Source organism: Pseudomonas sp. BNK-30 (genome assembly GCF_047456185.1).
Taxonomy (GTDB): domain Bacteria; phylum Pseudomonadota; class Gammaproteobacteria; order Pseudomonadales; family Pseudomonadaceae; genus Aquipseudomonas; species Aquipseudomonas putida_E.
This window is the reverse complement of record NZ_CP179904.1, coordinates 3816452-3828230: the sequence shown is the minus strand read 5'-3', so window position 1 is coordinate 3828230 and position 11779 is coordinate 3816452. Positions and strand designations below refer to the sequence as shown.

Here is an 11779-nt window from a genome sequence, read left to right as displayed (position 1 = left end):
TTGATTAACAACAGTTTTAGGGCGCACGGATCCCATGGCGAATGCACACTTCACCGAGCGCAGGCATGAATAAATCCGGAGCGCACAACGTTGTGCACTCAAAGTTGGCAGTCAAAGGCCAGTAATTAATAGGCGTGCCCTGAAATGCAGCCGTCTTTATTGCAAAGCGCTACTTGGCGCGTTGCTGTGCTTGTTCTTTCAAGTGGAAAAATCCTTTGAAATCAACCACTAGGACGATTCTTTAGGGGCGCGTCTCTCCTGCTGGGCAGGGCCTACGGGAGTACCCGTGGCATCTGTTAAAAGTTTCGGAGCCGCTATTGGTTCGCGGCTGCTTGTCATCTGTAAGTCATCTCTCACACCGCACAGGCATGAAATTCGTTACGGCACTATGAGCGATGCGTCACAGAAGAAGTTCCTGGGTGGGTTTCGCCTCGATGAAAGATTTCTAAATAATTCTTCAGTGGCGAATACTTTCAAACTGATAGCACGCCTTAGGCGCACCCCTGTATATAAAGGGCGAAATCCGGGTGAGATATTTTTGTGCCAGCACCGAAAAATTTTTTTCAAAATTCGTCAAAAAACTACGAATGGGCTTATGACGGTTTGCGATAACAGCTCGTATGCCGATTTTTTGGCGCTGGTTTGTTGGCATGGTGGCTGCGTGATCCCTGCTTCAGTGTGGTGCGGGTTCACATTCAGAAATATTCAAAGCCATGCGAAAGCTAAGGTTTTTCCGGGGCTGGTCGTTAACACCCTTGGACGCCCCTATTCGGAGCTGTCCATGAACGACGGAGCGTCTTGGGCAGCCTGAGGCCACTGGCCATCAGGGGCGTCTCATCCTTAATCACATGGAAGAGACGAGATCACGCTAATGAAAAAGACATCGCAGATTGTGCTTGCCACCGTATCGCTGCTTGCCGCCGGCCTGGCGCAGGCGGGGCCGCCCGTTGAAGTGACCATCAAAAACCTCGGCGCTCAGCCCGCGGTCATGAAACTGGTAACCTCAAATGAGAGCAGCACCTATCAGATCGCCAACCCTAAACCCTCCAATACGATTCCAGCCTCATCTTCCACCTTCATGCGCGTGCAGCGGTTGGTAAGCCCGGACGTAAATGGTGCGATGGTGCGCTACACCATTGGCAGCAAGACGTGTGCTTTTGGCACCACATTTCAGATGCGTATGTTACCGGGGGGAATCAAGCAGCCCCAGTGGACCAAAACTGCAACGCCAAGTGGCGGGGCAACGTGCACGGCGACTATTACGAGTACATCCGCTGACTTCGCATGGAAAGTTGAATTCACGATGAGGTGAGTGGCGTTTCAGTCTTCTTCTCAACGTCTGCACTTTGCCGGTATGCGCCGGCGAAGTGTAATTGAAGTATTTGTGCGAAAGGCGGGTGCTGCATCAGCAGCAGGAGTTATGTATATGGATGGAGTCAATGGTCGTGGGGTATATAAAAGCCAGGTTGGCACGGCTCTAACTGTCAGGCGTGTAGAGGAGTCTGACCTTGTAGACGCGCAGAAAATAGACAGCAAAACGGGGAATGGCGAAGAAAAAATTTCGAGCCTGGCTAAACAGTTGAGCGCTGCTGCCGAGCGTGCGGCGTTGCGTGATAGCCAGCTCTCCCGTAGTGAGCTGGCAGACCTTGCAGCCAGCATTCTTGACCGGTTGGGAGGGCTTTCATATTCCTTGGCGAAAGACTTTTATGATTCACAGCTACCGGATACGGATAATTCCGAGTTGCTGGCGCGTGCGCGCCAAGCCAATGATTTTGCAAGTGGCAAAGGTAGCAACCCATTCAAGGGTTTTAGTCGCGAGCAGCTAAGCCTGATCATTTACGATGAAAGCGGGGCTTTCACGGTGAGTGAGCGGCGTGCTGCAATGTTCGAAAAAACAGACCAGCATAACCAGTGGGCACAATCAATAAGCGGCAAGATGAATGCTGAATATCAGCGAACGGGCCGAATTGATGAAGGGTTGCATGAGATTCTGGACTTTTATAATGCTCTACCGCCCATTGAAGTTGCCGAATATGGGAACTATGAGGCCGATATCATGATGCAGTTGTCGCAGCATGAAGTGCCGCAGCCGGAGTTTGATACTTCGTTGATCGACATGCTGGCAAAGGAGTGGAAATCGGCACGAAGCGATCAAGCGAAAGCACTCGACTCGCAGAGCGACGCTGCATTTCAGGGTGAGAATGGGGGGGGCAAGGCATGAACCCGATAGTCTGCGTGAACGGTATCGCGCGCATTCTGGGCTGCCAGCCAGTCCTGCAAGATGTCTCTTTGTCCATCCCCCGCGGCCAGACCTGCGCCATCATCGGCCCTTCCGGCTCGGGCAAAAGTACCTTGCTCAACCTGATCGGCCTGCTCGACCAGCCTTGCCGTGGCCAGATAGTGCTGGCTGGCCGGGACATGACCGCCGCCACCGCCGACCAGCGCGCAATCATGCGTAATCGCCTGCTGGGTTTCATCTTCCAGAGCTTCAACCTGCTGCCGCGCCTGACTGCGCTGGACAACGTCGCTTTGCCGTTGAGTTACCGAGGCATCGGGCGGGTAGCGGCACGCCAGGCGGCACAGCAGCAACTGGAGGCGGTCGGGCTAGGTCAGTGGGCGCAGCACCTGCCTGCCGACTTGTCCGGTGGCCAGCGGCAACGGGTCGCCATCGCCCGGGCGCTGGTGACGGAGCCTGCGTTGCTGCTGGCCGATGAGCCGACCGGTAATCTCGATGGCGCCACGGCCGAGGGTATCGCAGCGCTGTTACTGGCGCTCAATCGTGAGCGGGGCGTGACCTTGCTGATGGTCACCCACGACCCTGCCATGGCGCGGCGCATGGACCGTTGCATCGAGGTGCGCAACGGTGGGGCCTTTGATGCCTGAGGCCTATGGCCCTTCGTGGCCGCAGCGCTTGAGCGAGGCGTTGGCCAGCTTGCGTCAGGCAGGCCCCCGCGCCTGGCTGGCGCTGATCGGCATCGCTGTGGGGTGCGCTGCGCTGGTGGCCTAGCTCAATATCGGCCACAGCGCCACGCAGCATGCTCGGCAGCTGTATCGAGGCATGGGCAGTGAACTGCTGGTCGCCAATCTGCAACGCCCTGCTGAAGTTGCAGCACCAGTGGCACTGGACCTGTCAGTACTGCCAGCGTCCATTCGTGCCGCTGCGCCATTGCTGGTTTCTGTGGCCACAGTGCAATTCGCAGGCAAGCGCCAGGAGACCCTGGTCGGCGCAAGCACGCTGCAACTGGCGCAAGTGCTGGACCTGCAAGCCAGCCAGGGCCGCTTGTTGTCCGCCTACGACGATGACACCACTCACGTATTGCTGGGGGCCACACTGGCCCGGCAACTGGGTGCGCGAGTGGGCGATCGTCTGCAGTCGGGCCGCTACCTGTTTGAGGTGGTTGGCGTGCTTGCGCAGCGGGGTTACAACCCGATGCTGCCAATACAGGTCGACGATGTTCTGTTGATGCCCTTGCCGGGAATGCGTCGCCTGGGCGCTGCGCCCGAGGTGGGGACGGTGCTTGCACGCGGGCATGATGTCGCGGTGTTGACGGGCACGGCGCAGGCGCTGACTGACTACCTGGCTGCACGATTGCCAGGTTACGAGGTCGACGTGCAACTGCCACAGCAGCTGCTGGAAGGGATGGCTAACCAGTCACGGATGTTCACGTGGGTGCTCGCCGGGTTCGCCGGTATCGCATTGCTGTTGGGTGGGGTCGGGGTGATGAATGTGATGCTGATGAGCGTTGCGCAGCGCCGTCGCGAGATCGGCGTGCGCTTGGCGCTGGGCGCACGCACCCGCGATATTGCCTGGTTGTTCCTGCTCGAAGCGCTGTTGCTGGCGGTTGGCGGAGCGTTGCTCGGAACACTGGTGGGGCTAGCGGCGAGCTGGGGCTTTGCCCTGGTGTCAGGCTGGCGCTATGCGCTGGATGCGTCATCGATAGCGCTGGGCATGGGCAGCGCGTTGGCGCTCGGCCTTTTCTTCGGCTTGCAACCGGCACTGGCGGCGGCGCACCTGCAACCTGTATTGGCGTTGCGCGATGACTAGATGGCTCGTTTTTCTGTGCTTGGCGCTGCTGGGCGGTGCCGTACTGGCTGCTGATCCGCTGCAGCTGCCGCGTTCGGACCAGGGCTTTGCGGTGTCGGCCACTGCCTGGGCGGCCAGCGGGGGCGCCGAGGTATCGCTGGAGCTGGCCGATGCCGTTGCCTTGGCCCTGCGCGACAACCGCGCCGTCCGCAGTGCTTATCTTGAGCGCATCGCGCAGAAATTCGACCTGCGCGTGGCGCGTGATCACTATGCCCCGCAGCTGTCATTCAAGGCACGCTACCTTGGCAATCGCAACAGTGATGACCACTACCGCGAAGTCCAGCTCGCTCCGGCGGCGAGCCTGCTCACGCCCTACGGCACACGGCTGAGCCTGGACTGGGCGTACGGCCAGACACGCGCCGACAGGGCTGGCGTACATTACCGTGATGGCGCCAACCTGATGGTGATTCAGCCGCTGCTGCGCGGTGCCGGGCGCGAGGTGGCCAGTGCACCGCTACGCCAGGCGCTGCTGGCCGAGCAACTAAACCGGCTGGTGCTCAAAGACCGCGTGGCTGAAGTGATCACGCGTACCATCCTGCACTATCGCGAACTGCTTCACGCCCAGGAGCAGTTGCACATTGCCCAGCAGGCGCTGGCCCGGGCGCAGCAGTTGGTAGAGGTGAACCAGGCGCTGATCGCTGCCGGGCGCATGGCCGCATTCGACAAGGTTCAGGCCGAAGCCGAGGTGGCTGGGCAGGAGTTGGCGCTCGAAAGCAGCCGTAATCAGCTCCACGCAAGCCGGCTGGCGTTGGCCCAGGTGTTGGCAGTGGACCTGGCCACCCCTTTGCGAGCAGTGGAAAAGGTCCACGTCCAGCGCTTGCAGGTCGATACTGCGCAGGCACTGACCCAAGCCGAAGCGCTGCAGCCTGCGTATCTGATGCAGGTGATCACGGGTGAGCAGGCGTTGATTGAGCTGCAGGTGGCACGCAATGAGCAATGGTGGGACGTGTCGCTGGTCGGCGGGGCCAGCCAGACGCGCCAGCGCCCTGGCAACCAGGCCGGCTGGGAGCACTATGTAGGGCTGGAGCTGGAAATACCGCTTGGAGACCTGAGCCGGCGTCAGGCCGAGGTACGTGCCCGCGTGGCGGTCGAAAGGCAGCAGGTCAGCCTGGCCGAGGCGCGCCAGCAACTCCAGCGCGATGTGTTGACTGCAGTGCGCGATTCCCAGGTGCGTTGGCGCCAGCTGGAAATTGCCGCACGGGCGCTGGCGCTATCGCGGCGCAAACTGGAGATAGAACAGGAAAAACTCGCCGTCGGACGCTCGAGCAATTTCCAGGTGCTCAGCTTCGAGAGCGATTTGCGCCATGCGCAGAGCGTCGAACTGGATGCCAGAATTGCCTACCTCAATGGCCAGGCTGAACTCGACCGGACACTGGGTACCACGCTGGAAAGCTGGGCTGTGGCGCTCAATGATTAGGTGGCGGTTGCTGTTGTGGCTGCTGGCGTGGCCGGCAGCGTGGCTCCTGTGGCAAGCCTGGCCTGCTAGCCAGGGACAGGATGTCGCGGCGCGCTGGTTGTGGGTTGAGCCGCAGCGGCTGGAAAGCCGGGTGGGCCTGGTCGGCAGGGTCCAGGCGGTCCGCCAGCAGATCCAGGCTGCGCCATTCGACGGGGTGGTCGCCGAAGTGGAGGTGGAGCCAGGGCAGCGGGTGGCGCCAGGCCAGCCACTGTTCAGGCTCGATACCGCACAACTGGATGTACAGATACGCCAGGCCGAGGCCGAGTGGCTCAAGGCGCGGACTAGCGTGCGCCTGCTGCAGGGTTGGCAAACCGGGCCGCAGGTGGCCCGTGCGCGCCGCGCGATGTTCGGCGCCCGGGGGGCTTTGGCAGCCAGCGAGGGCGCGCTGGCAGACACACGACGCCTGTTCGAGCGGGGGATCGTCGCCCGCATCGAGGTCGACAGCCTGGCGCAGCAGGTAGTCGCTCAGCGCGAGGCACTGCAAGATGCCGAACAGGAGCTGAGCCTGGTGCGCGAACGCGGGCGAGGCGATGAGCTGCGCATTGCACAGATGGCGCTGGCTAATACCCACGCCCGCTGGCAGGCGATGCTGGCCCAGCGTGAGCGCAGGGTGGTCAGGGCGCCTTTTGCGGCCTTGGTGGTGCGTGCCGACAACGCCGGGGGCGGTGCCTCACGGCACCTGCAAGCGGGCCAGCAGGTGAGCCAGGGCGCGCCTTTGCTGACGTTGGTCGACCTGAGCCAGCTGCAGGTGCTTGCCGCAGTCCAGGAGCATGATCTGGATAGGCTGCGCGAAGGGCTGGAGGTCGAGGTCATCATCGCCGGTCAGCCACTTGCCGGCCAGGTGCAACGCGTTGCCCTTCAGGCCAGGGACGATGAAGGGCAGGGGGCCTGGTACGACGTGCGGGTGGCCTTGGAAATACCGAGGGAGCCGCCGACACCATTGTTGCGCCTTGGGATGACGGCGCAATTGACAGTGATCGCGCACAGAGCGGAACAGGGCATTGCGGTACCGGCAGAGGCGCTGCAGGTGGATGAGGCGGGGCAGGCTTACGTGGTTTACCGGGCTACGGCAGATCGACAGGGGCGCAAGGTACCGGTCACGGCAGGTGTCGCGGTAGCGCAGGGGGTCGAGGTGGTGGGGCTATCGGCGGGTTATGTACGAATTCCGTAAGGGGCCGCTGTGCGGCCCGGTCGGTTGTCACAGATCCAGGGACCAGGGCTTGGCGGTGGTGCAGGCACTCACTCGGCCGGATGATCGCGCAAGAACACCAGGTGATCAGGCTTGGACTGTTCGGCGCTGTAGTAGTAGCCCTGTACATCGAACTGCTTGAGCTGCTGCGGGTCATTGACCCGTTCCTGGATCACGAAGCGGCTCATCATGCCGCGGGCTTTCTTGGCGTAGAAACTGATGATCTTGTACTGGCCGTTCTTCAGGTCCTTGAAGTCGACGTTGATTACCCGGCCTTTCAGGGCGCTGCGTTTCACCGCGCTGAAATACTCGTTGCTGGCCAGGTTCAACAGCAGGTCATCGCCCTGCTCGGTCAGCGCCTGGTTCAGCCATTGGCTGATACGCGTGCCCCAGAAGGCATACAGGTCCTTGCCACGGGCATTGGCCAGCTTGGTACCCATTTCCAGGCGGTAGGGCTGCATCAGGTCGAGCGGGCGCAGCAGGCCGTACAGGCCGGAAAGCATGCGCAGGTGCTGCTGGGCGTAGGTGAAGTCGTCTTCGCTCAGGTTTTCGGCGTCCAGCCCGGTATACACGTCACCCTTGAAGGCCAGCAGGGCCTGCTTGGCATTTGCCGGCGTGAAGTCTGGCGTCCAGCTGCCAAAGCGGGCGGCGTTGAGGCCGGCGAGTTTGTCCGACAGGTGCATCAGCTCGCTGATCTGCGCCGGTGACAGCTCACGCAGTTGCACGATCAGCTCCTGGGAGTCGTCCAGGTACTGGGGCAGGGTAAAACGCTCGGTCACCGGTGGGGTGTCGTAATCGAGGGTCTTGGCGGGGGAAATCACCGTCAGCATCGGGTCGGCTCCTGGAATCGTTGCCGGGGATTCTACGGACTGAAGGGGGGAACGCCAAACTATGGCGACAATAGTCACAGACCATCGGATGAGCAGGCGCTATAGTGCGCGTTTCGCTGTGACGGAGAGACCGATCGTGCGCATTGCCGGTGTCTTGCTGGCCTCACTCCTGAGCCTGGCCGCCCAAGCCGCCCCTATCCCCCCCGCCAGCCTGGATCGCAGCCTGTGGCCCGAACAGTTGGACAGCCCTGCATTGTTCGATGTCGCCTCGCGCGCAGAGATCCTGTCGTTTGCCCAGGTGCTGCACGAAAGTGAGCTGCTCGACGATGGGGCGCTGGCTGCGCGCCTGGGCTTGCGGCAGATCAACCTGCAGAAGGTCCGGGCGCTGCGGGCGCGCATGTGGCAGCGTTTGTGGCAGGGCTACCAGCAGGCCCAACGCAGCTGCGAGCAGGATGCCTCGTTCTGCTACGTGGTGGAGTCCATGGCCGATTTGCGCACAAGGGCTGCGACGTTCGCTACCGATGTCGGCACCTTCTATACCGGCTGGGTCGAACCAAGCCACCAGTTCCATGTGCGCTACCTGGATGAGCAACTGCGCAAGGCGGCGCTGTTGCCGCAGATCACTAGCGAGGTCGAACGCCTGTCCAATCGTGAGCGCAGCGGCGATGAGCTGAACGACCGCATGTTCCTGCTGACCTTTGTGGGTGGGCCCGGCCCCCAGGGCAGCGCGACCGACACGCTGACCGCTTACCTGCGCAAGCAGAAGATGCAGGGCACCTTCTTTGTACTGGGCAACCGCTTGCAGCAGCGCCGTGACGCTGGAGCGGCCGGTGCGCTGGGGCAGCTCTATGATGGCCAGTGCGTGGGGCTTCAGGGGTGGGAGTATCGCTCGCATGCGCAGTGGAATGGCTGGCAGGATTCGCTCAGGCGCAGCCAGGCGCGGGTCCAGGCCGACCTGCCTGAGCAGTATGTGCCGTTGTTCCGCCCGCCCTATGGCCAGCGCCGGGCCGATGGCGAGGCATTCATGGCCAGCCAGCAGCTGCGGGTGTCGCTGTGGGATATCGACGCACAGGATGACGGCCCGTTGACAGCCCAAGCCTCGGCCCAGCGGGTGGTGACCTTGATGCTGCTGTGGCGCAAGGGCGTGATCCAGTTCCATGACAGCCTGCCCAAGGCGCAGCCGGCGGTGCAATGGTTGCTGGAACATACCGCGCAAAGCGGCATTGGCTGGGAGGATTGCCGTGAATACGGCTATCAGGAATAACGGGTCTGACTTCTGACTGTAGTCCCGTCTGGGTCCATCGCCAAGTCCTGTTCGTCAATCGGAAAAATAAACTTCACCAACACGTAAAAATGCTTTTTTTAGTCATGCTTTTTGCGGTATGAAGAAACCAGACAGCCGATTCCTGCAGCACAGGTGGCGTCATCCGAGCCCACCTTGCCAGGTTCACTTCCCGCCCGTAGCAACGCGGATACGGGGAGAACGGCAGTCACTCTGCGGCGCAGCAGACCGCGCCGTGTGGCTTCGACATAAGGTGACCGAGTATGGATGACCAAGGACGCAACCCTTCCTCCAGCAAGCCAATCCTCTATGTGCTCGATACCAACGTCCTGATTCACGACCCCAACGCACTTCTCAACTTCGAGGAGCACCACGTCGCCCTTCCGATGACGGTGCTGGAGGAACTCGACAAGCTCAAGACCGGTAAACAGTCCATCGCCGCCGAATGTCGCCAGGCCATCCGCCTGATCGACCAGACCCTCGGTGACGCCTCGCCCAGCGATGTCGAGCAGGGCGTACCCATACAGCGTGGCAAGAGTGGGCCCAAGGGCTTCCTTTCGATCCTGATGAGCCCACGCAACGAACCCAACCGGCTGCTGCCGGAGAACCTCAACGACAACATCATCATCAACCAGTTGCTGGAACTTCGGGCCAAACGTGCCGACCTGGACGTGGTGCTGGTAACCAAAGACATCAACATGCGCCTTAAGGCGCGGGCCTGCGGTATCGCGGCCGAAGATTACAGCACCGACCAGCTGGTCGATGACGTCTCGCTGCTTTCCAAGGGCTACCACTCGGTCACCGGTTCGTTCTGGGACCGTGTCAGCAAGGTCGATACCCGTCAGGAGCGGGGCCGAACCTGGCACCGGGTGCAACTGATCGACAACCTGCCGGCAGTGCATGTCAACGAGTTCATCATCGATGAGCAAGGGTTCGTCGGCTGGATCAAGGGCATCCGCGAAGATGAACTGCTGCTGCTCGACCTGCACCAGGAGCCACTGCTGCACCAGGAGGCCTGGGGCCTCAAACCGCGGGATATCCATCAAAGCCTGGCGCTGTTCGCGTTGCTCGACCCGGATATCCACCTGGTCAACCTGACCGGCGCCGCCGGCTCCGGCAAGACTATCCTGGCGCTGGCAGCGGCTATCGAGCAGACCATGGTCAGCAAGCGTTACCGCCGTATCATCGCCACCCGCAGCGTGCAGGGGCTGGACCAGGAAATCGGTTTCCTGCCGGGGACCGAAGCCGAGAAAATGGAACCCTGGTTGGGTGCGATCACCGACAACCTCGAAGCGTTGCACATGGATGACGAGAGCACCCACGGCAGTGTCGAGTACATCCTCGAGCGGGTCCCGCTGCAGTTCAAATCGCTGAACTACATCCGGGGCCGCAGCTTCCAGCAGAGCCTGATCCTGATCGACGAGTGCCAGAACCTGACGCCGCACCAGATGAAAACCATCATCACCCGTGCCGGCTCTGGTTCCAAGGTGGTCTGCCTGGGCAACCTGGCGCAGATCGACACCCCCTATCTGTCCGCGACCAGTTCGGGCCTGACCTACCTGACCGAACGCTTCAAGGACTTCCCCCACGGCGTGCACATCACCTTGCAAGGTGTACCGCGCTCGGTGCTGGCCGAGTACGCCGAGTCGCATCTGTAACCTCTCGAACCGGGCGGTGCGCCGCCCGGTTTTTTCCACTGCTCAAACCTGACCCACAGGTTTACACTCTGTGTTCCCTTCACAGGAGCAGAGCAGTGCTGACACATCTTGATTCCCAGGGGCGGGCCAACATGGTCGACGTCACTGAAAAGGCCGTGACCGAGCGCGAGGCCACCGCTGAGGCGCGCGTGCGGATGTTGCCGCAGACCTTGCAGATGATCGTCGAGGGTGAGCACCCCAAGGGCGATGTGTTCGCCGTGGCGCGTATCGCCGGCATTCAGGCGGCGAAGAAGACCAGCGACCTGATTCCGTTGTGCCACCCTTTGATGCTCACCAGCGTCAAGGTCGAACTCAGCGCAGAAGGCACGGATGTGGTGCGCATCGTCGCGCGCTGCAAGCTGGCCGGACAGACCGGTGTGGAGATGGAAGCATTGACCGCTGCCAGCGTCGCGGCGCTGACGATCTATGACATGTGCAAGGCCGTGGACAAGGGTATGGTCATCGAGCAGGTGCGCCTGCTGGAAAAGCTCGGTGGCAAAAGCGGCCACTACAAGGTGGATGCGTGATGAACGTGAAAGTGATGTATTTCGCCCGTTACCGTGAGTTGCTTGGTGTGGATGCCGAGCGCCTGGAGGGCGACTTCAAGGTGCTTGACGATGTACGCCAGGCCCTGGTGGCCAAGGGTGGGCAGTACCAGGTGCTGGCCGAGCAGAACCTGATGTGCGCGCGCAACGAAGAGCTGTGCAGGCTCGATGAGCCGCTGGAAGCGGGCGATGAGGTGGCGTTCTTCCCACCGGTGACCGGAGGCTGAGCATGGCAGTGCGAGTGCAGGATGGCGCGTTCGACCCCGGGGTCGAGGTCAATGCCATGCATGCCGCCAATGTTGGCGTGGGCGCGGTGGTCGGGTTCGTTGGTTACGTGCGCGATTTCAATGATGGCCGGGACGTGGCCGGGATGTTCCTGGAGCATTACCCTGGCATGACCGAGAAGGCTTTGGCGAAGATCGTGGTCGAGGCCGAGCAGCGCTGGCCGTTGCTGAAGGTTGAAGTGCTGCATCGCATTGGTGCGCTGGAGCCTGGGGAGCCGATCGTGTTCGTGGGGGTGGCCAGTGCCCATCGGCAGGCGGCTTTCGATGCCTGCAATTTCATCATGGATTACCTGAAGACTCGTGCGCCGTTCTGGAAGAAGGAGAATACCCAGGAGGGCCCGCGCTGGGTCGAAGGCAGGCAGAGTGATCAGGATGCGGCGGGGCGCTGGTAAGGTCTGATCGATTGGCCGGG

At 61.5% G+C, this 11779-nt stretch carries 14 protein-coding genes; 13 read left to right on the top strand and 1 reads right to left on the bottom strand.

Annotation, left to right across the window (positions count from 1 at the left end):
- Positions 1 to 286 precede the first annotated feature (286 nt).
- The 8 genes from ACMGGN_RS17805 to ACMGGN_RS17770 are packed head-to-tail and all read left to right on the top strand — an operon-like array spanning position 287 to position 6711.
- Positions 287 to 811 carry a hypothetical protein gene (locus ACMGGN_RS17805; protein ID WP_174142264.1) on the top strand — a complete coding sequence of 175 codons (525 nt, stop codon included), beginning with the start codon at positions 287 to 289 and terminating at the stop codon, positions 809 to 811.
- 60 nt (positions 812 to 871) lie between these two features.
- Positions 872 to 1312: a hypothetical protein gene (locus ACMGGN_RS17800; protein ID WP_196997518.1), complete on the top strand. Its 441-nt coding sequence runs from the start codon at positions 872 to 874 to the stop codon at positions 1310 to 1312.
- On the top strand, positions 1313 to 2221 hold the full coding sequence (locus ACMGGN_RS17795; RefSeq protein WP_414156157.1) for a hypothetical protein: 909 nt from the start codon (positions 1313 to 1315) through the stop codon (positions 2219 to 2221).
- Entirely contained in the window at positions 2218 to 2883 is a 666-nt protein-coding gene (locus ACMGGN_RS17790; RefSeq protein WP_119688306.1) for an ABC transporter ATP-binding protein, read from the top strand. The genes ACMGGN_RS17795 and ACMGGN_RS17790 overlap by 4 nt, the downstream gene beginning before the upstream one ends.
- On the top strand, positions 2876 to 3007 hold the full coding sequence (locus tag ACMGGN_RS17785; protein ID WP_414156156.1) for a hypothetical protein: 132 nt from the start codon (positions 2876 to 2878) through the stop codon (positions 3005 to 3007). Before ACMGGN_RS17790 ends, ACMGGN_RS17785 begins: the two co-directional genes overlap by 8 nt.
- Positions 3008 to 3058: 51 nt before the next feature.
- Positions 3059 to 4045, top strand: coding sequence for an ABC transporter permease (locus ACMGGN_RS17780; protein WP_414156155.1), 987 nt, complete (start codon positions 3059 to 3061; stop codon positions 4043 to 4045).
- Positions 4038 to 5501, top strand: a complete 1464-nt coding sequence (locus tag ACMGGN_RS17775) for a TolC family protein (protein WP_251961992.1) — start codon at positions 4038 to 4040, stop codon at positions 5499 to 5501. Before ACMGGN_RS17780 ends, ACMGGN_RS17775 begins: the two co-directional genes overlap by 8 nt.
- Entirely contained in the window at positions 5494 to 6711 is a 1218-nt protein-coding gene (locus ACMGGN_RS17770; protein WP_414156154.1) for an efflux RND transporter periplasmic adaptor subunit, read from the top strand. Before ACMGGN_RS17775 ends, ACMGGN_RS17770 begins: the two co-directional genes overlap by 8 nt.
- A 68-nt stretch (positions 6712 to 6779) precedes the next feature.
- Here ACMGGN_RS17770 and yaaA read toward each other — a convergent pair whose 3' ends face one another.
- The gene (yaaA, locus tag ACMGGN_RS17765; RefSeq protein ID WP_414156153.1) at positions 6780 to 7559 is read right to left on the bottom strand and encodes a peroxide stress protein YaaA; all 780 of its coding nucleotides are present in this window, start codon (positions 7557 to 7559) and stop codon (positions 6780 to 6782) included.
- Positions 7560 to 7695: 136 nt separating this feature from the next.
- Between yaaA and ACMGGN_RS17760 the strand changes: the two genes are divergently transcribed.
- The 5 genes from ACMGGN_RS17760 to moaE all read left to right on the top strand — a co-directional run bounded on the left by ACMGGN_RS17760 (position 7696) and on the right by moaE (position 11759).
- Entirely contained in the window at positions 7696 to 8823 is a 1128-nt protein-coding gene (locus ACMGGN_RS17760) for a polysaccharide deacetylase family protein (RefSeq protein WP_414156152.1), read from the top strand.
- Positions 8824 to 9104: 281 nt separating this feature from the next.
- Positions 9105 to 10499 carry a PhoH family protein gene (locus tag ACMGGN_RS17755; protein WP_046784825.1) on the top strand — a complete coding sequence of 465 codons (1395 nt, stop codon included), beginning with the start codon at positions 9105 to 9107 and terminating at the stop codon, positions 10497 to 10499.
- A gap of 95 nt (positions 10500 to 10594) precedes the next feature.
- Complete coding sequence (moaC, locus tag ACMGGN_RS17750) at positions 10595 to 11065, top strand: cyclic pyranopterin monophosphate synthase MoaC (protein ID WP_161871772.1); 471 nt, start codon at positions 10595 to 10597, stop codon at positions 11063 to 11065.
- Positions 11065 to 11310, top strand: coding sequence for a molybdopterin converting factor subunit 1 (gene moaD, locus ACMGGN_RS17745; protein WP_012312828.1), 246 nt, complete (start codon positions 11065 to 11067; stop codon positions 11308 to 11310). The genes moaC and moaD overlap by 1 nt, the downstream gene beginning before the upstream one ends.
- A 2-nt stretch (positions 11311 to 11312) precedes the next feature.
- Complete coding sequence (gene moaE / locus ACMGGN_RS17740) at positions 11313 to 11759, top strand: molybdopterin synthase catalytic subunit MoaE (protein ID WP_046784826.1); 447 nt, start codon at positions 11313 to 11315, stop codon at positions 11757 to 11759.
- The last annotated feature ends 20 nt before the right edge of the window (positions 11760 to 11779 follow it).

Coding starts and splice junctions, on each gene's coding strand:
- ACMGGN_RS17770 (WP_414156154.1), top strand. CDS start 5,494: ATGATTAGGTGGCGGTTGCTGTTGTGGCTGCTGGCGTGGCCGGCAGCG.
- yaaA (WP_414156153.1), bottom strand. CDS start 7,559: ATGCTGACGGTGATTTCCCCCGCCAAGACCCTCGATTACGACACCCCA.
- ACMGGN_RS17780 (WP_414156155.1), top strand. CDS start 3,059: ATGGGCAGTGAACTGCTGGTCGCCAATCTGCAACGCCCTGCTGAAGTT.
- ACMGGN_RS17755 (WP_046784825.1), top strand. CDS start 9,105: ATGGATGACCAAGGACGCAACCCTTCCTCCAGCAAGCCAATCCTCTAT.
- ACMGGN_RS17790 (WP_119688306.1), top strand. CDS start 2,218: ATGAACCCGATAGTCTGCGTGAACGGTATCGCGCGCATTCTGGGCTGC.
- ACMGGN_RS17775 (WP_251961992.1), top strand. CDS start 4,038: ATGACTAGATGGCTCGTTTTTCTGTGCTTGGCGCTGCTGGGCGGTGCC.
- ACMGGN_RS17800 (WP_196997518.1), top strand. CDS start 872: ATGAAAAAGACATCGCAGATTGTGCTTGCCACCGTATCGCTGCTTGCC.
- ACMGGN_RS17785 (WP_414156156.1), top strand. CDS start 2,876: ATGCCTGAGGCCTATGGCCCTTCGTGGCCGCAGCGCTTGAGCGAGGCG.
- moaD (WP_012312828.1), top strand. CDS start 11,065: ATGAACGTGAAAGTGATGTATTTCGCCCGTTACCGTGAGTTGCTTGGT.
- moaE (WP_046784826.1), top strand. CDS start 11,313: ATGGCAGTGCGAGTGCAGGATGGCGCGTTCGACCCCGGGGTCGAGGTC.